This window comes from Luteimonas sp. MJ250 (assembly GCF_039548455.1).
Classification (GTDB): Bacteria; Pseudomonadota; Gammaproteobacteria; order Xanthomonadales; family Xanthomonadaceae; genus Luteimonas.
This window is the reverse complement of sequence record NZ_JBCLVB010000010.1, coordinates 287,598-305,255: the sequence shown is the minus strand read 5'-3', so window position 1 is coordinate 305,255 and position 17,658 is coordinate 287,598. Positions and strand designations below refer to the sequence as shown.

Sequence of the window (17,658 nt, the reverse complement as noted above, 5' to 3'; positions counted from 1 at the left end):
TGCAAGGCCGGCGGTGGACCCCGATAACAGACTGTATCCAGCATCCGCGGAGAAGCAGCATGGCCACCGGCTGGGCCGGCGACGGCGCCGTACAGGACCAGATCGACGCAACCGTGAAGGACGCGATCGAGCGCGCACGCAGCCGGCTCGGCACGGGGCCCGGGCGCGAGGACTGCGAAGAATGTGGCGAGCCGATTCCGGAAGCGCGACGCAAGGCGGTGCCCGGCGTACGCCTGTGCATGCCCTGCCAGGCCGCGCACGACGGGGAAGCTGGCCTCGCCGGGTACAACCGGCGAGGCAGCAAGGACAGCCAGCTGCGCTGAAGCAGGCGGGTCAGAGGTGCTGGAAGGCGAGGATTGCCGACAGCACGGCAGCCAGGATCAGATACTCGCCCTGGTCGTTCCGCTGCCCGTACTGGCTGCGTCCGTGGTAGCCATCTTCATACCCGCGCTGGAAGCCCTCGCGGAAATAGTGCATGTACTCGGAACGGTCGACGTACCAGCCGTTGTAGCCGTAGCTGGCGTCCTCCCAGGCGTGGCTGTTGCGGTAATCGGGCCGCCAGCCGTCGTCGTAGTCGGCGCGACCGGCCTCGCGGCCTTCCCTGTAGCCAAGGTCGACGGCCTGCTGCAGCAGGTCGGCGGCGTACTGGTTCACGCTGTAGTAGCGGCCTGAGCGCTGGTAGCGATAGCTTGCGGGCGCGCTGTACCAGGCGGCATTGTAGCTGCTCCAGCGCGGGTCGCGGGCGTGGACGCGGGAGTAGTAATTGCGCAGGTAGCGCTGCTGGTGGACGCGGCGTTGCTGGGCAAGGCGCTGTTCGTGGCGACGCTGGGCATCACGCAGTTCGCGGCGATGACGCTGGTGCTGGGCTTCACGCTGGCGCTGCTGGACGACGCGTCGTTCGCGCTCGCGCTGGTCAACGCCTTGGCCCTGGCGCCGCTCGGCCTGGCGCCGCTGGTCGGCGTTCCGGCGCTGGTCCGCCGTGCGGCGCTGGTCAGGGGTGCGACGCTGGTCCGTCGCGCGACGCGGTCCGGCATCCGGACGCTGTTCGGCGATGCGCCGACGCTGCTCCGCAATGCGGCTTCGCGCGGCATCGTCGCGCCGGTCGGTGGCCCGGCCTTGCGCTGCTTCGCGGCGGCCCGCGGCGTCCCGCTGCTGCGCCTGGCGCTGCTGCGCTTGGCGCTGCTCGGCCTGCCGTTGTCCGGCCTGCTGCTGCAGCTGTCCGCGTGCAGCCGACCCGTTCCGCTGCCCGGCATCGCGCTGTCGTGCCTGGGTGTCACGGCGCTGCCGGGGCGCCTGTTCCGGACCGCGCTGGCCCTTTCCAGCGCGATCGCTGCCGCGCGCGGCCGGGTTGAGCTGGCGCTGCTGGTCGGGGCGCTTGCGCGCCTCGCGAGCCGCCTCCTGCCTCCGCGGGCGGTCGTCGTCGCCTTGATGGGTCGGCGCGTCGCGCCGCGGACGCTCCTGTGCCCCGGCCGTTGCCGGAAGCGCGATCCCGATCGACAGCATGATCGCGAGGAACATGGGGACTGGATGCAAGCTCATTGTGGTGCTCCCTGGAGTCGTTCGCCTCCACTTCACGGTGGACATGCTTAACGCGCTCTGAGAATGACGTCCGCGGGCGATCGCTGTTCAGGCGGCGTACGCTGTAACCGGTTCCAACGATCAATTTACGGGCGGAGGTGTGGGTGGCAGGCGACAGAGGCTGGTTCGGAAGGCTGGCGGAGGCGCTTGCACGGCTGCGCGGGACAGGTCCGCTCGACCCCCACGGCGTGCGGCTTCCGCCGGCACGGCTGCACCGCTACAAGGGCTATGTTTCGCTGCACTTCCGACGGGGCCAGACGCAGAGCCGGATGCGCGGCGACACGCCCGACCGGCTGCTGATCGACTACACCAGGACCATGCTGGCAGCGTTGCTGTGGCAGCCGCGGCCGCGACGCATCGGCATCGTCGGCCTTGGCGGCGGCTCGCAGGTGAAGTTCCTCCACCGCCACTTGCCCGGGGCGCGGCTGGAAGTAGTGGAGAACCATCCCGGCGTGATCGCACTGCGTCGGAGCTTCGGGATTCCCGATGACGATGCGCGCCTGGAGGTTGCTTTCGACGACGGCGCCCGCTTCATCGCTGAGCGACCCGCGCGCTACGACCTGCTGCTGGTCGATGGCTACGACGCCGCCGGCATTCCGGAGGCCCTGGCGACGCCTGCGTTCCTCCGCGCCTGCCGCGGTGCCCTGGCCGCGGGCGGCGTGATGGCCGCAAACCTGCACGGCGACGGCTGCGCGCCGTACATCATGCAGCTCCGGGAGGCCTTCGGTGTCGACCGCGTGCTGGTGGTGCAGGAAGCGGAGATGAGCAACCGCGTGGTGTTCGCCTGGGCCGGTGATCAACCGCGCGGCGACGCCGCCACCCTGGATGCCGCGCGCGCGGTGTTCGGCGAAGAGGCCTGGCGGGAGCTTGCCCCGGCTTTCCAGCAGATCGCACGGGAACTGCGGCTGGGTTCGGAGATGGCGTGCGCCAGTTGATCCCGCTGCCTCCGGGGATGCTCGAACGGCTGCGTGCCGCCTATGCGACTCCGCCGCGCGCCTACCACCATTTCGGCCACGTCGAGGCGCTGCTCGGCCATTTCGATGAGGTTGCCGCGGGACCGGGCTGGGCGCGCCCGCGCGAAGCCTGGCTTGCCATGCTCTACCACGACGCCATCCATGACGCCGGCCGCCGGGACAACGAGGCCCGTTCGGCACGCCTGGCCGCGCAGGAAATTGCACGCTGGCTGCCCGATGCCGCGATCGACGCGGGACAGGTCGTCGAGCTGATCGAACTGACCGCCCGCCACGGCAGCCTGCGTCCGGACGCCCTTGGCGAAGGCCCGGATGGCGATGACCGTCGTCATTTCCTGGATTGCGACATGGCCATCCTCGGGGCAGATGCCGCTGCCTTTGACGCCTACGACCGTGCCATCGCCGAGGAATACCGCGACGCCGTCCCGGGCGTGTTGTATCGCATCAATCGACGGCGCTTCCTGCGTGCCCTCCTGCGCAGTGATCGGATCTACCTCAGCGCGTACTTCCACCAGCGCCTTGATGCCGCGGCGCGCGCCAACCTGCGCCGCCGCCTGGCCACGGGCGGCTGAGCCGCGGGCCGCCGGCGTGGCGGCCTGCCGGCAAATCGTTTTCGTACCACGGTCAAGGGCGGCGGGTATCCTTCGACACCATGGCCAAGCTGCTGCTCAACATGAGGATGGTCCCGGAGGACGAGGCGGACGAGGTCCGCGGGTTCCTGGACGCCAACGACATCGGGTTCCATGAGACCCGGCCCAGCCGCTGGGGCATTTCATACGGCGGCATCTGGGTCAGCGACGACGTGGACTATCCGCGCGCGCGCCGGCTGATGGACGAATACCAGGCTGCGCGCCAGGCCCGCGCCCGCGCCGAGCGCGCCGAGGCGTTGCGCACGGGCAGCGGCGAGACCTTTGCCGACGTGCTGCGCAACGAGCCGGGTCGGGTGGCGCGCGCGGCCGTGGGCATCGTGCTGCTGCTCGCACTGGCGGCGCTGCCGGTGGTGCTGCTGTGGCAAGCCTGGAAGTGAATCCGGAGCGCCGCGCGAAGGCGCGCTGGCCGGATCGTTCTGCGCATCGCAGGACGCGCCAGGGCCGTCTCGCCTTCCGGATCGCGGTGGTGCTGGTGCTGGTGTTGCCCTGGTTCGGATACCGGCAGGTGCGCGACTGGCTGGGTCCGGACGCTGGGCCGTCCGCGGCGCGTTCGCAGGCGACCGGAGCACCGGCGGTGCCGGCAGCGGCAGCCGAGCCTGCCGTCGCCATGGTGCCGCAGCAGCCTCAGCGATCGCTGGTGGCGGCTCCGCCAGCGGCCGCGGACCGCCATGCAGAAGCGGCGGCGGCCGATGAGGTCGAAGCCATCGGCCGCGACGCACGCGCCGGCGACGGCGCGCGTGCGGCTGCGCGGCTGGCGGATCTCGGTGCCCAGGTGCATCGCGAAATCCTGCTGGCAGACCGCGGCAGCGCCGTGCGCCGCGAGGCGGCGCGCCGCGATGTCGCGGCGATGCCGGGCGTGAATGCTGCGGGCTGGATCGATCGCATGACCATGCTGCTGGTGGTGTCGGCGCGCGGCGCGGGGCAGTCCACGGTGTCCGCGGCCTGTCGTCGGCTGGCCACGCACGGAGATGTGTCCGGGCTCGCCGTGAGGGTGCAGGAGGTTGCCGGCGGCAGCGTTGGCGCCGATTCGATACAGCTTGAATGCAGGCGGGACATGGCCACGGGCGAAGCCGGGCAGCCGCGCTGGTTTTCAGGCACGTCGATGCGGCCACTCGCCCCGGCTGACGCCTATGGTGCGCAGGAGGCGGAAGGTCCCGAGGCTGTCGCGGAGCGCCGTCGCCGCGAAGAGGAGAGCCTGCGGATCCTCAGCGAGACCACGCCCGAGCTCCCGTCTCCACCACCCGACCTCGGGTCAACCCCTGACGCGCACTGAACGCCGGACGATTATCATTGGCGCCTGTGCTTCTTGACGCCGGATTCCCGATTGAACCTTCGCAGCTGCCGCTCCGCCATCGCATGGATCCTGTTTGCCTGCGCCGTGGGCGTCGCGGCCGTCGGCTGCGCGCGGGATGACGGTGCTGCGGCGGCGCCCGGCGACGCCCAGCCACCGGCCACCAGCGCTCCGCCGCCGGCGCCCCGCGCATCGCTGGAACCCGATACCGCCAACGCACCCATCGAACGCGCCGCACCTCCCACGCTGCAGCCGGTGGCGCTCGGCCGCTTCGTCGCCGCCGACCGTGTCAGCGCTGCCATGACCGGTACGCTCGAGATCGGCGACGCCCGCATCAGTGGTGCCAGCGGCGCCGTCTTCGTGACCGAGCGCGTTGCCATCGTCCACGGCGGCGACGAGTTCAGCGCCGGGCAGCGCTACGCGGACGTGATGATGGTCGACGCCCGGCATCCGGTGGAGCTCCGCCGGGTGCTGGACGAAACCCGCGCCGATGATGGCCAGGCGTTCTGCGGCAGCATGAAGACCGGTTTCCTGGCGCTGGCGAGCTATGTCGAGCAGGGCATGCGCGTGGTCAAGCTGATCGCCCTGCAGGGGGACGGCATTCCGGCCGCCGCCGCCCAGGACACCCAGCTGTGCGCTGCGGCCAGCTACGAGGCCGAAGCCTGATCCCGGACTCCCGGGCGGCAGAGCCTGTCAGGCGACGCCACCGGCTGCGCGGCCCGATGCCCAGGCCCACTGGAAGTTGTAGCCGCCCAGCCAGCCGGTGACGTCCACGACTTCGCCGATGAAGAACAGCCCCGGCACCCGCCGCGACATCATGGTCGACGAGGACAGGCCGTCGGTGTCGACGCCGCCCAGGGTGACTTCGGCGGTGCGATAGCCCTCGGTGCCGCTGGCCACGACCGGCCAGGCCGAGAGCGCGGCCGCGGCGCGCGCGAGCGCAGGCTCATCGAACTGCCGCAGCGGCCGGTCGCCCAGCCAGTGTTCGCACAGGCGCTGGGCGAAGCGGCGCGGCATGCGGTCGGCGAGCACGTTGCGCAGCTCGGTTGCCGGGTGCGCCGCGCGCTGTTCGCGCAGGAACGCCAGCGCATCGGTGCCGGGAAGCAGGTCGATCGACAGCGGTTCGCCGGCATCCCAGTACGACGAGACCTGCAGGATCGCCGGGCCGCTGAGGCCGCGATGGGTAACCAGCATGGCGTTGCGGAACGACTGTCCGCGACTCGAAGCCTCGACCTCCAGCGCGACGCCGCTCAGGCCCTGAAGGCGCTCGGAATGGCTGCCGGTGAGCACCAGCGGCGCCAGGCCGGCGCGCGTGGGCAGCACCGCGTGCCCGAACTGCCGCGCCAGCCCGTAGCCCAGGCCGCTGCCGCCCAGGCTGGGGATCGAGAGGCCGCCGCTGGCGACCACTAGCGACCCGGCGGCCACCTGTCCACGCGTGGTCGCGACCAGGAACCCGCTGTCCGTGCGCGTGACGCTCTGTACATCGCAGCCGATGTCGACGTCGACCCCGGCATCGGTGCATTCGTCCAGCAGCATGCGCACGATGAGCTTGGCCGAGTCGTCGCAGAACAGCTGGCCGAGCTCCTTCTCGTGCCAGGCGATACCGTGGCGATCGACCAGCTCCACGAAGTCGGCGGGCGTATAGCGCGCCAGCGCGGACTTGCAGAAGTGCGGGTTGGCCGAGATGAAATTCGCCGGCCCGGTGCCGGTATTGGTGAAGTTGCAGCGGCCGCCCCCGGACATCAGGATTTTCTTGCCGGGCTTGTTGGCGCGCTCGAGCACGCGCACGCGCCGGCCGCGCTGGCCTGCGGTCATCGCACACATGAGCCCGGCGGCGCCGGCCCCGATGACCAGCACGTCGCAGGAAATCGTCATCGCGACAGGATAGCCCGGGGGCGTTGTGCGGCGGGGTGTGGCACGGCACCTTCCACGTCATGGTCGAGGGATTTCCGGAAGGTCGCCGGCCCAGAGTCCGCGAGCCCCGAACCGCCGAAGCGGAGCGGCGCGTGGTGGGGCTGGTCGCGCATGCGTACGTGCGATAGCGCACCGCCACGTAGAATGCGCGGATGCGCGACCCGATCCTCAATCCTCGCCGTCTTCCGTCCAAGGCCGCGCTTTGCGCCAGGATGCGACCGTGACCTGGCTCGGAATCGTCGCGGTCGTCATCGGCCTGTACCTCGCGTTCAAGGTCGCAGGCGTGGTGCTGAAGCTGGCCTTGTGGGCGCTGATCGTGGTGGCCGCGTACTGGTGGCTGGCGCCGATGCTGGGCTGGCCACCGCTTGAGGAAGTGATCCACGTCCTCGGCCCCTGAGGGTCCCGGCTCTCGTCGGCAGAAGCGGTCAGCATTGCGACCAACCCCTGCCTTCGCGGGAGCGGCCATGGCCGCGATCGCGTCTGCCATCGCGGCTCCCACAACGGCACGCTACAGCGGCTGCCACGGCTGCCACGGCTGCAAACGCGGCGAGCGGCGCAGGCAGTGGCGAACACTGCGACTCCGGCCGCGTTATTCGGGCTGCGGGCCCTTGCGGTGCGGCTTGCGCGGCGGGAACGGCTTTTTCGCGAAGGGCTTCTTCTCGAACGGCTTGCGGCCGGCGCCCTTGCCGCCGGCGGTGTCCGGCGCTTCGCCGTCGCGGGTGATGCGCAGCTGCTGGCCCGCGCACCAGACGCTCTTGAGGTGGGTCATGGTCTGCTCGGGCATGCCTTCGGGCAGCTCGATCAGGCTGTGGTCCTCGAAGATCTCGATGCGGCCGATATGCTTGGACTCGAGCGCGGCCTCGTTGGCGATCGCACCGACGATGTTGCCCGGCTTCACGCCGTGGTCGTAGCCGACCTCGACGCGGAAGGTCTGCATGCCCGGCGACGCTGCGCGTGCCACGCGTTCCTTCTTCGGGAACGCGGGGCGCTCGCCGCGGTCCGCGCGCTCGTGGCGGGCAGGGCGCTCGCGGTATTCGCGCTCCTGGCCGAAGGCCGTCGCGGAGGGCGCGGGCTTCGCGCGCGGCGGATCGAGCAGCAGCGGCACGTCGCCGCGCGCCATCTTTGCCAGCGCCGCGGCCACTTCGATCGCGGGCACGTTGAATTCGCGCTCGTAGTCCTCGACCAGCGACTGGAACAGACCGAGCTCGCCGGTGGCCAGAGTGTCGGTGATCGACTGCTTGAACTTGCCGATGCGGGCGTCGTTGACCGTCTCCACGCTCGGCAGCTCCATCTGCTCGATCGGCTGGCGCGTGGCGCGCTCGATCGAACGCAGCATGTTGCGTTCGCGCGGGGCGATGAACAGGATGGCCTCGCCGCTGCGCCCGGCGCGGCCGGTGCGGCCGATGCGGTGGACATAGCTCTCGGTGTCGTAGGGCACGTCGTAGTTCAGCACGTGGCTGATGCGGTCGACGTCGAGGCCACGGGCAGCGACGTCGGTCGCCACCAGGATGTCGATCTTGCCGTCCTTCAGCTGGGCGATGGTGCGCTCGCGCTGGGCCTGGACGATGTCGCCGTTGATCGCGGCGGCGGAGAAGCCTCGCGCCTGCAGGCGCGAGGCCAGGTCTTCGGTGGCAAGCTTGGTGCGCGCGAACACGATCATGCCGTCGAAGGGTTCGGCCTCGAGGATCCGGGTCAGTGCGTCGAGCTTGTTGGTGCCGCTGACCATCCAGTAGCGCTGGCGGGTGTTGAGCGTGGTGCTGGTCGCGGACTTGATCGCGACTTCGACCGGGTCGCGCAGGTACTTCTGCGCGATGCGCCGGATCTGCGGCGGCATGGTGGCCGAAAACAGCGCCACCTGGCGCGTCTCCGGGGTGCGCGCAAGCACCGACTCGACGTCGTCGATGAAGCCCATGCGGAGCATCTCGTCGGCCTCGTCGAGGACCAGCATGCGCAGTTCGGACAGGTCCAGCGATCCCTTTTCCATGTGATCGATCACGCGGCCGGGCGTGCCCACGATCACCTGCACGCCGCGGCGCAGGGCCTGCAGCTGCGGGCCGTAGCCCTGGCCGCCGTAGATCGGCAGCACCTGGAAACCGGGCAGGAAGGCGGCATAGGTCTGGAAGGCTTCGGCGACCTGGATCGCGAGTTCGCGGGTCGGTGCCAGCACCAGCACCTGCGGCTTGCGCGCGGCGGGGTCAAGGCGCGCCATCGCCGGCAGGGCGAAGGCGGCGGTCTTGCCGGTGCCGGTCTGGGCCTGGCCGAGCACGTCGCGGCCGGCCATCAGCGGCGGGATGGTCGCGGCCTGGATCGGCGACGGGGCTTCGTAGCCGACGGCGGCCAATGCCTGCAGCAGCGGCTGCGGCAGGCCGAGATCGGTGAACAGCGTGGTGGGGGCTTCGGAACTCATCAAGCGGCCTCTGGTGGGCCGTATGGCCTGGTGGGGTGTGGGATTCTACGCTCCGCAGCGCCTTCGCGGCGTCAGCTCGTGCGCGTGGCCAGCCGCTGGCCCAGCCTCACCGGGGTTTCCGCGCCTAGCCCGGGCGCCAGTTCGGCGACGCCCGGGGGCAGAAGTACGATCACGGTGGAACCGTAGTTGAAGCGCGCCATTTCCTCGAAACGCGCGAGGTCCACCGTCTCGCCCACGTAGTCCTTGCTGGCCACGCGGTCGCCATAGGCGGGAATTTCCTCGCCGCTCCAGACGGTTTCCACGCCTGAAACCAGCAGCGCACCGACCATCACCACGGCCATCGGTCCGAAATCGGTGGCGAAGTGGCAGACCAGGCGCTCGTTGCGTGCGAACAGCCGCGGCACGCGGGCCACGGCCGCCGGACCGACGCTGAACAAGCGGCCGGGGACGTGGACCGTGCGCAGGAGGCGGCCGTCCCAGGGCATGTGCACCCGGTGATAGTCGCGCGGCGAGAGGTAGACGGTGGCGAACAGGCCATCGGCATAGGGCGCGGCGGCGGTCTCGTCGGCCAGCAGTTCGGCGGCGGTGAAGGACTGGCCCTTGGCCTGGAAGATCCTCCCGCCGCGAATCGGGCCGCACTGGCTGATGCGGCCGTCGGCCGGCATCAGGATGGCGGCCGGATCGGGGTCGGCCACGCGCGCATCCGCGCGCAGCGCCCGGGTGAAGAACGCGTTGAACGTGGGGTAGGAGGCCGCATCGGCATTCGCCGCCTCGGACAGGTCCACGCCGAAACGGCGCACCACCGTGTCGATCAGCCAGCGGCGCAGCCTGGGATTGTCCGAATACGCGAGACGGCGCGCGGCCCCCGACAGCAGGCGGTGGGGCAGGGCGTAGCTCAGCCGGGTAACCAGGCTCACTGTGGCGATGCTCCGGTGAGGGTGGTCAAGTCGGCGGCGATGGCCGCCGGGTCAAGCGGGCCCTGGATCACGCCGGCCATCCGTCCGGCGGGATCAAGCAGGGCCAGCGCGGCCGAGTGGTCGATCGTGTACTGGTCGGCCGGTGCGCCGTCGGCGGCCGGGACCTTCATGAACACCAGCGACAGCGAGCGCGCGAATTCCTCCAGCGCGGGGATGTCGGCGGTTGCAGCGAGGGTGTCGCGATGGAAGAAGGCCGCGTATTCGCCGATGCGGTCGGGGCTGTCGCGCTCCGGATCGACCGAGACGAACAGCACCCGCGGCCGCCTGGCCTCGGGCAGCGGCTCCCATTCCTTCTGCGCGCGCGACAGGTCGGCCAGCGTGGTCGGGCAGACGTCCGGGCAGTGGGTGAAGCCGAGGAACACCAGGGTCCAGTGGCCGTGCAGCTCGCCGGGAACCAGCTGGGTGCCGTCGGACTGCTGCAGTGCGAACGGCGGCAGCTCGCGCGCCTGCGGGAACAGGCGCACGGTCTCGAGTTCGGGGTGGGCCGGGGCGCTGTTGCCGCCGAACCACTTCTGCGAGGCGACAAGGCCGAGGCCGGCGGCAAGCGCGGCCACGAGCACGATCAGGACGGTGCGGTTGAACATGGTGCCTCTGACGCCGGGAGTGACCGGACATGATAACGGGCCGCGCCGGAGGGCGCGGCCGCTTCGCTATACTGCCCGCCCCGGCGAAAGCGCCGTGAACGCGCGCCATGACCACCCAACAGCTCCAGACCATCATCGACCTGATCCGCTACGGTGCCAGCCGCTTCAAGGCGGCCGGGCTGACCTTCGGCCACAGCTACGACAACGCCCTGGATGAAGCGACCCAGCTCACCCTGCACGCGCTGCACCTGCCGCACGACCTGAGCCCGGTCTACGGCACCGCGCGGGTGACCGAAGCCGAGAAGGAAGACGTGCTCGCGCTGTTCATCCGTCGGATCGAGGAGCGCGTGCCTGCGGCCTACCTGTGCGGCGAAGCCTGGTTCGCGGGCCTGAGCTTCAAGAGCGACAGCCGCGCCCTGGTGCCGCGTTCGCCGATCGCCGAGCTGATCGAATCGGGCTTCGAGCCCTGGCTCGCCGGCCGCGAAGTGCGCCGCGCGCTGGACCTGTGCACCGGCTCCGGCTGCATCGCCATTGCCATGGCGCATTACAACCCGGACTGGCATGTCGATGGCGTCGACCTCAGCGACGAGGCCCTGTCGCTGGCGCGCGAGAACGAGCGCCGACTGATGACCGACAACGTCCGCCTGCTCAGGTCTGACCTGTTCTCTGCAGTACAGGGCGAGCACTACGACCTGATCGTCAGCAATCCTCCCTACGTCACCAACGCCGAAACCGACGCGCTGCCGCGCGAATATTCGCACGAGCCCGAGATGGGCCTGCGCGCCGGCGACGACGGCCTGGACCTGGTGCTGAAGATCCTGCGCGATGCGCCGCTGCACCTGTCCGACGAGGGCGTGCTGATCTGCGAGGTCGGCGAGGCGGAGCGCGCGCTGTCCAAGCTGCTGCCGGAGCTGCCGCTGATGTGGGTGGAGTTCAAGGTCGGGCAGATGGGCGTGTTCGTGGTCGAGCGCCATGACCTGGTCAGCCACAGCGCGCGGATCACCGCGCTGGCGGCGGAGCGGGAGCGCGGCGCGGCCGCGGCTCCTGCGATGGCGGCGGGCGCGACCGCAGCGGGCGCAGGCGCCACCGGCAGCGAACCGGACAGCCTGTTCTGATGCACATGCCAGCGGGCCAGCCGGATCCTTGCGGGGCACGTCCCTGAACACCTTCGGCCAACTGCTGCGCGTCACCACCTTCGGCGAATCCCACGGGCCGGCGATCGGCTGCGTGGTCGATGGCTGCCCGCCGGGCATCGCGCTGGCACCGGACGACTTCGCACACGACCTGGAACGTCGCGCCAGCGGGCGGTCGCGGCATACCTCCGCGCGCCGCGAGGACGACGTGGTCGAGATCCTGTCGGGCGTGTACGAGGGCCTGACGTCGGGCACCCCGATCGCCCTGTTGATCCGCAACTCGGACGCGCGCAGTCGCGATTACGAGCGCATCGCGACGCAGTTCCGCCCCGGGCACGCCGATTACACCTACTGGCAGAAATACGGCATCCGCGACCCGCGCGGCGGCGGACGCAGCTCCGCGCGCGAGACCACGATGCGCGTGGCCGCGGGCGTGATCGCGAAGAAATGGCTGGCCGAGCGCCACGGCGTCGGCGTGCGCGGCCATCTCGCGCAAATGGGTGATCTCGTGCCGCAGGCCCATGACTGGAACGCGGTCGAAGGCAACGCCTTCTTCTGGCCTGATGCGGCGCAGGTTCCAGAGCTCGAGGCGTACATGGATGCGCTGCGCAAGTCCGGGGATTCCGTCGGCGCGCGGGTTGCCGTGGTCGCCGACGGCGTGCCGCCCGGCTGGGGCGAGCCGGTCTACGGCAAGCTCGATGCCGGCATCGCCGCGGCGATGATGTCGATCAACGCGGTCAAGGGCGTGGAGATCGGCGCCGGCTTCGCCTGCGTGGCGCAAAAGGGCAGCGAGCACCGGGACGCAATGACCCCGGACGGCTTCCTGTCCAACCACGCCGGCGGCGTGCTGGGCGGCATCAGCAGCGGCCAGCAGCTCGTGTGCTCGGTGGCCTTCAAGCCGACCTCGAGCCTGCGCCTGCCGGTGCCGGGCGTGGACGTCGAAGGTGGGGTCGTGGACATCGTGACCACCGGCCGCCACGACCCCTGCGTGGGCATCCGCGCGACCCCGATCTGCGAGGCGATGCTGGCGCTGGAGCTGATGGACCAGGCGCTGCGCCATCGCGCCCAGTGTGGCGATGTCGGCGCGGTGGCGCCGCGCATCCCGGGGTCGCCGGACGGGAACGGCCATGGCTGACGCCCGCCCCAGGGTATGGGTGTCGCAGCCGCTGTACGGCGATATCGAGGCGCGGCTGGAGCAGTGGTTCGACGTCAGCCGCACGCCTGACATCAGCGACCATGCGCCGGAAGCGATCGCGGCCGCGTTGGCCGATGCCGACGGCGCCCTGGTCACGCTGAACGACCGCATCGGCGCGGCGGAAGTCGCTGGGGCGGCAGGGCTGCGCGCGATCGCCAACGTCGGCGTGGGCTACAACAACCTTGATGTGGCGGCGCTGGCCGCCCGCGGCATCGTCGCCACCAACACGCCGGACGTGCTGACCGAAACCACGGCGGACTTCGGCTTCGCGTTGATGATGGCCGCGGCGCGGCGGATCACCGAGGCTGAGCACTGGCTGCGCGCAGGGAACTGGCAGGGCTGGGGCTTCCACGAGCTGCTTGGCGCGGAGATCCACGGCAGCACCCTGGGCATCCTTGGCATGGGCCGGATCGGGCAGGGCATCGCGCGGCGCGCGCGCGGCTTCGGCATGCGCGTGCTGTACCACAACCGCAGCAGGCTGCCGGCGGCGGTCGAACGCGACTGCGCCGCGACCTGGGTGGAGCGTGACGCGCTGCTGGCGGCGGCCGACCACCTGGTGCTGGTGCTGCCGTACACGGCGGCCAACCGCCACATCATCGACGCCGCTGCGTTGTCGCTGATGAAGCCGGGTGCCACGCTGACCAACATCGCGCGCGGCGGCCTGATCGATGAGGACGCGCTTGCGGAGGCGCTGCAGGGCGGGCGCCTGGCGGCTGCCGGGCTGGACGTCTTCGAGGACGAGCCCGTGGTGAACCCGCGGCTCACCGCCTGCCGCAACGTGGTGCTGACGCCGCACATCGCCAGCGCGAGCCTGCCCACGCGGCGCGCGATGGTTTCGCTGGCGGTGGACAACCTGATCGCGGCGATGGGCGTCGGCCCCGATGCCGGACGGCCGCCGAATCCGGTCACTCCAGCCGCTGCCTGAAACCGCGCGTGGCGGCTGCCGCAGCACGCATTCCGTAGAATGAGGCGATGTACACCAGCATCGCCGCCTATCATTTCGTCGCTGTCGACGATCCCGCCGCCCTGGTCGTGCGTATCCGCGCCTGGGCCGAAGCGCAGGATCTGCTCGGGACCGTGCTGGTCGCGGACGAGGGCATCAATCTGTTCCTGGCCGGCAGCGAAGCCGGCATCGGCGCCTTCCTTGCGCTGCTGCGCGGCGATGCGCGCTTCGCTGGCCTGCAGGCCAGGTTCAGCCGCAGCCACACGCAGCCGTTCGCGCGCCTGAAGGTCAAGCACAAGTCCGAGATCATCAGCTTCCGCCGCGATGGCGTCTCGCCACTGGACGGGCGTGCGCCCGCGGTGGCGCCTGCGGACCTGGCGCGCTGGATCGCGCGCGGACATGACGATGACGGTCGGCGGCTGGTACTGCTCGACACCCGCAACCGCGAGGAGGTCGGCCACGGCACGTTCGCCGGCGCGCTCACGCTGCCGATCGACAACTTCACCGACCTGCCGGCGGCCCTCCAGCCGCACCGCGAGGCGCTCGCCGATGCCACCGTGGTCGGGTTCTGCACCGGCGGAATCCGCTGCGAAAAAGCCGTGCGATGGATGCGCGACGCGGGCTTCGGCCACGCCCTGCAGCTCGACGGCGGGATCCTCGGCTACTTCGAAGCCACGGGCGGCGCCGGATATGAAGGCCGCTGCTTCGTTTTCGACGAACGCATCGCGCTGGATCCGGGCCTGCGCGCCGCGGCCGACGAGGCTACGACGCTGGCCTGAGCCGCCGGAGCCGCCGGAGCCGCCTGAGCCGTCCGGGTCGGCGAGTGCGGGGCCGCGGCCAGGGCGCAGGTGAACCGCGCTTGCGGCCACGCCGCGGCGCCCCGCACATTCCGCCAGCCACGCGTGATAATGCCCGGCTGCGCGGCTCCCGTCGCGCCCTCAACGGACGGAGTCTCCATGGGCAGGCAATACAAGGTGGCCGTGGTCGGCGCAACCGGCGCGGTGGGCGAGGCGATGCTCTCGATCCTCGCCGAACGCGGGTTCCCGGTCAGGGAGATGGTGGCGCTGGCGAGCGAGCGCTCGGCCGGCGGAACGGTCGCTTTCGGCGACGACGAGGTGATAGTCCGCGACCTGGCGGGCTTCGATCCTGCCGGCGTCGACATCGCCCTGTTCTCCGCGGGCGCGGCGGTTTCCAAGGAGTACGCGCCGAAATTCGCCGCCGCCGGCGCCGTGGTGATCGACAATTCTTCGGCGTTCCGCCAGGACGGGGACGTGCCGCTGGTGGTCAGCGAGGTCAATCCCGAAGCCGTCAAGCTTCGCCCGCGCGGCATCATCGCCAACCCCAACTGCTCGACCATGCAGATGCTGGTGGCGCTTGCGCCGATCCACCGCAAGGTCGGCATCGAGCGCATCAACGTCGCGACCTACCAGTCGGTGTCCGGCGCGGGCCGCGTGGCGCTCGAGGAACTCGGCCGACAGACCGCGTCGCTGCTGGGCTTCCGCGGTGCCGAGCCGGCGCATTTCCCGGTGCAGATCGCCTTCAACCTGATCCCGCAGATCGACGAATTCATGGACAACGGCTTCACCCGCGAGGAGATGAAGCTGGTCTGGGAGACGCGCAGGATCCTGGGCGACGACAGCATCCAGGTGAACCCGACCGCGGTGCGGGTGCCGGTGTTCTACGGCCACGCCGAGGCGCTGCATATCGAAACCCGCGAAAAGATCAGCGCCGCCGAAGCGCGCGCGCTGCTGGAAGCGGCGCCCGGGGTCGAGGTGGTCGATGAGCGCGTTGCCGGTGGCTATCCGACGCCGGTCACGCACGCGTCGGGCAGTGACCCGGTCTTTGTCGGTCGCATCCGCGAGGACTTCTCGCACCCGCGTGGACTCGACCTGTGGGTGGTGGCCGACAACATCCGCAAGGGCGCGGCCTTGAATGCGGTGCAGGTCGCGGAACTGGTGATCGGCGAGCGCTGACGCAGCTGCCGCGTTGCCATTCAAGGCCGCGGGCCGCTAGAGTCCACGCGATGCAATGGGGGAACAAGTGCACACGACACCGCGAATGATGCGAGCAATCCGCTGGGCCGCCATGTGCGGCCTGCTGTTGGCGTTGTTCGCGGGCCAGGTGCTTGCGCTGGGCCTGGGCCGGATCGAGGTCAAGTCGCGCGCAGGCCAGCCGCTGCTGGCCGAGATCCAGGTGATCTCCAGCGATTCCGCCGAACTCGACCAGCTGCGCGCGGGCCTGGCGTCGCCGGACACGTTCCGGCGCATCGGCCTGCCGGCGCCGGACAGCGTGGTCGCGGGGCTGGAGTTCGCGGTGGCGCTCGACGCCCGCGGCAACCCGGTGATCCGCGTCACCACGCGCGAACCCGTCACCCAGCCGATGCTGACCTTCCTGGTCGAGGTCGACTGGGGGCAGGGGCGCTTGGTGCGCGAGTATTCCGCGCTGGTCGATGCGCCGCAGACCGTGGCCGCGCCGGCACAACCGGCCATCGAAGCGCCGGTCGTCGCGCCTGCGAACACCATCGTGCGTTCGCCGGAGGCTGCGGCGGCACCCGCGTCTGACGGCATCGCACCGACGGATGAAGCCGTCGCGGTCGATGAAACCGCTGCGGACGGTGCCGCCGAACGCGCTGGCGCTGCCGTGGCCGACGAAGCTGCGGCGCCTCCCGCCATCGCGCCCGCGCCGGTGGCAGCAGCGCCGCCGATGCCGGCGGCACGGCCCGCGCAGGCATCCTCGCCGCCCGGCGAATACGGCCCGGTGCAGGCGGGCGAGACGCTTGGCGCGATCGCCGCGCAGCTTGTCGGCGACGGCATCACCCGCGAACAGGCAATCGTGGCGCTGTTCCGCGCCAATCCCGAAGCCTTCATCGCCAGCAACCTCAACCTGGTGCGCCAGGGCGCGGTATTGCGCATCCCGGACCGCAGCGAGATCGCCGGGCTGGACCTGCGCGAGTCACGCGCGCTGATGCGCGAGCAGGTGGCGGCCTGGCGCGACATGACGCGTCCGGCACCGCAGCCCGAAGCGGTCATGGGCGCGCCCGCCGCCGCCGAGGCCCCAGCGCCCGGACCGGCGGGCGAACGCGAAGCCGGCCCGCAGCCGGACGCCGTGGCACGCACCGCGGACGCGCGCCTGGAAATCGTGCCGCCGTCGGCGGCCGGCGGGCAGCAGGCAGGCATACGATCCGGCATCCAGGCCGGTGGCGAGGGCGAAATGCTGCGACAGGAAATGCAACAGGAACTGCACCAGAGCCAGGAAACCCTGGCCGCACGCGAGGCCGAGGTGGACGAACTCAAGGCCCGCGTCGCGGACCTCGAGCGCCTGCAGGCGCAGCAGGCGCAGCTGATCACGATGAAGGACAGCGAGCTGGCCGCGGTCCAGGAGCGCCTTTCGGCCACGTCCGAGCCTGCTCCCGAGGCGCCGCTGCCGGCTGCTGCCGAAGCTGGCGGCCTGCCGTGGGCGTGGATCGGCCTGGGCCTGCTGCTGGTCGCCGCGGTGGCCTGGATGCTGATCCGTCGCGCGCCGAAGCCGACGCCACGGCCGCGCTTTGACGCTGCCGCCCTGGCAGCCGCGTCGTCGTCGCCGGCGGAAGGCGAGCCGCCTGCCGACGCCCTGCAGCAGGTGCCGCCGGCGCCACGTCCGGCGACGCCGGGCTGGCATGCGGACGCGGCAAGCACCGATGCAGCCGTGCCCGCGGCCAGGCTCGTGCCAGAGCACGTCCCCACGCATGCCGACACCGACACCGACACCGACGCCGATACCGACGCCGACGCCGATACCGACATCGACCGCGACGCCGATGATGCCGCGGTGATCGCCTCGCTCAACCCGTCACCAGGCGGCGCGGAGCGCATCGAGCTGGCGCGCGCCTACCTCGACCTCGGCGACGTCGACACCGCCCGCGACCTGCTGCAGGAAGTCGTCGATGCCGGCGACCACTCGGCGCGCGCGGAGGCCTCGCGCCTGCTGGAAGGAATCGCCTGACGCCTGTGTCGCCGCCGCGGCTGTGCGCGGCGCG

At 71.0% G+C, this 17,658-nt stretch carries 18 protein-coding genes and 1 pseudogene; 14 read left to right on the top strand and 5 right to left on the bottom strand.

What is annotated here, in order from left to right; all coding sequences use genetic code 11:
* Positions 1–59 precede the first annotated feature (59 nt).
* Entirely contained in the window at positions 60–323 is a 264-nt protein-coding gene (locus tag WCE37_RS04985; RefSeq protein ID WP_343278383.1) for a DksA/TraR family C4-type zinc finger protein, read from the top strand.
* A 10-nt stretch (positions 324–333) separates the two neighbouring features.
* On the opposite strand, the gene WCE37_RS04980 is transcribed toward WCE37_RS04985, so the two are convergent.
* Complete coding sequence (locus WCE37_RS04980) at positions 334–654, bottom strand: hypothetical protein (protein WP_343278382.1); 321 nt, start codon at positions 652–654, stop codon at positions 334–336.
* Positions 655–783: 129 nt separating this feature from the next.
* Here WCE37_RS04980 and WCE37_RS04975 point away from each other — a divergent pair, with 129 nt between their 5' ends.
* The 6 genes from WCE37_RS04975 (at position 784) to WCE37_RS04950 (ending at position 5,156) form a co-directional block, all read left to right on the top strand.
* A complete protein-coding gene (locus tag WCE37_RS04975; RefSeq protein WP_343278381.1) occupies positions 784–1,590 on the top strand; it encodes a hypothetical protein in 807 nt (268 codons plus the stop codon).
* 92 nt (positions 1,591–1,682) lie between these two features.
* Positions 1,683–2,513: a transferase gene (locus WCE37_RS04970; RefSeq protein WP_343278380.1), complete on the top strand. Its 831-nt coding sequence runs from the start codon at positions 1,683–1,685 to the stop codon at positions 2,511–2,513.
* Between the two features lie 17 nt (positions 2,514–2,530).
* Positions 2,531–3,121 (top strand): hypothetical protein, encoded by a 591-nt coding sequence (locus WCE37_RS04965; protein WP_343278664.1) that lies wholly within the window; start codon positions 2,531–2,533, stop codon positions 3,119–3,121.
* An 80-nt stretch (positions 3,122–3,201) separates the two neighbouring features.
* Positions 3,202–3,576: a DUF6164 family protein gene (locus WCE37_RS04960; RefSeq protein WP_343255725.1), complete on the top strand. Its 375-nt coding sequence runs from the start codon at positions 3,202–3,204 to the stop codon at positions 3,574–3,576.
* Positions 3,558–4,472 carry a hypothetical protein gene (locus tag WCE37_RS04955; RefSeq protein WP_343278379.1) on the top strand — a complete coding sequence of 305 codons (915 nt, stop codon included), beginning with the start codon at positions 3,558–3,560 and terminating at the stop codon, positions 4,470–4,472. Before WCE37_RS04960 ends, WCE37_RS04955 begins: the two co-directional genes overlap by 19 nt.
* A 51-nt stretch (positions 4,473–4,523) precedes the next feature.
* Positions 4,524–5,156 (top strand): hypothetical protein, encoded by a 633-nt coding sequence (locus WCE37_RS04950; RefSeq protein ID WP_343278378.1) that lies wholly within the window; start codon positions 4,524–4,526, stop codon positions 5,154–5,156.
* A 27-nt stretch (positions 5,157–5,183) separates the two neighbouring features.
* On the opposite strand, the gene WCE37_RS04945 is transcribed toward WCE37_RS04950, so the two are convergent.
* A complete protein-coding gene (locus WCE37_RS04945; protein WP_343278377.1) occupies positions 5,184–6,365 on the bottom strand; it encodes an NAD(P)/FAD-dependent oxidoreductase in 1,182 nt (393 codons plus the stop codon).
* A 259-nt stretch (positions 6,366–6,624) separates the two neighbouring features.
* Here WCE37_RS04945 and WCE37_RS04940 point away from each other — a divergent pair, with 259 nt between their 5' ends.
* Complete coding sequence (locus WCE37_RS04940) at positions 6,625–6,801, top strand: hypothetical protein (protein WP_343255729.1); 177 nt, start codon at positions 6,625–6,627, stop codon at positions 6,799–6,801.
* A gap of 192 nt (positions 6,802–6,993) precedes the next feature.
* Here WCE37_RS04940 and WCE37_RS04935 read toward each other — a convergent pair whose 3' ends face one another.
* The 3 genes from WCE37_RS04935 to WCE37_RS04925 form a co-directional block, all read right to left on the bottom strand.
* A complete protein-coding gene (locus WCE37_RS04935) occupies positions 6,994–8,811 on the bottom strand; it encodes a DEAD/DEAH box helicase (RefSeq protein ID WP_343278376.1) in 1,818 nt (605 codons plus the stop codon).
* Positions 8,812–8,882: 71 nt separating this feature from the next.
* Positions 8,883–9,728 (bottom strand): archaetidylserine decarboxylase, encoded by an 846-nt coding sequence (gene asd / locus WCE37_RS04930; protein ID WP_343278375.1) that lies wholly within the window; start codon positions 9,726–9,728, stop codon positions 8,883–8,885.
* Entirely contained in the window at positions 9,725–10,372 is a 648-nt protein-coding gene (locus WCE37_RS04925; protein ID WP_343255732.1) for an SCO family protein, read from the bottom strand. The genes asd and WCE37_RS04925 overlap by 4 nt, the downstream gene beginning before the upstream one ends.
* Positions 10,373–10,479: 107 nt before the next feature.
* Between WCE37_RS04925 and prmB the strand changes: the two are divergent.
* The 6 genes and pseudogenes from prmB to WCE37_RS04895 form a co-directional block, all read left to right on the top strand.
* A pseudogene (gene prmB / locus WCE37_RS04920) lies at positions 10,480–11,394 on the top strand (50S ribosomal protein L3 N(5)-glutamine methyltransferase); the annotation flags it as partial.
* Positions 11,395–11,530: 136 nt separating this feature from the next.
* Positions 11,531–12,640 (top strand): chorismate synthase, encoded by a 1,110-nt coding sequence (aroC, locus tag WCE37_RS04915; protein WP_343278663.1) that lies wholly within the window; start codon positions 11,531–11,533, stop codon positions 12,638–12,640.
* Positions 12,633–13,625 (top strand): D-glycerate dehydrogenase, encoded by a 993-nt coding sequence (locus tag WCE37_RS04910; protein ID WP_343278374.1) that lies wholly within the window; start codon positions 12,633–12,635, stop codon positions 13,623–13,625. The genes aroC and WCE37_RS04910 overlap by 8 nt, the downstream gene beginning before the upstream one ends.
* Before the next feature lie 47 nt (positions 13,626–13,672).
* Positions 13,673–14,422, top strand: a complete 750-nt coding sequence (locus WCE37_RS04905) for a sulfurtransferase (RefSeq protein ID WP_343278373.1) — start codon at positions 13,673–13,675, stop codon at positions 14,420–14,422.
* A gap of 177 nt (positions 14,423–14,599) precedes the next feature.
* The gene (locus WCE37_RS04900; protein WP_343278372.1) at positions 14,600–15,616 is read left to right on the top strand and encodes an aspartate-semialdehyde dehydrogenase; all 1,017 of its coding nucleotides are present in this window, start codon (positions 14,600–14,602) and stop codon (positions 15,614–15,616) included.
* Positions 15,617–15,701: 85 nt separating this feature from the next.
* Positions 15,702–17,624 carry a FimV/HubP family polar landmark protein gene (locus tag WCE37_RS04895; protein WP_343278371.1) on the top strand — a complete coding sequence of 641 codons (1,923 nt, stop codon included), beginning with the start codon at positions 15,702–15,704 and terminating at the stop codon, positions 17,622–17,624.
* Positions 17,625–17,658 lie beyond the last annotated feature (34 nt).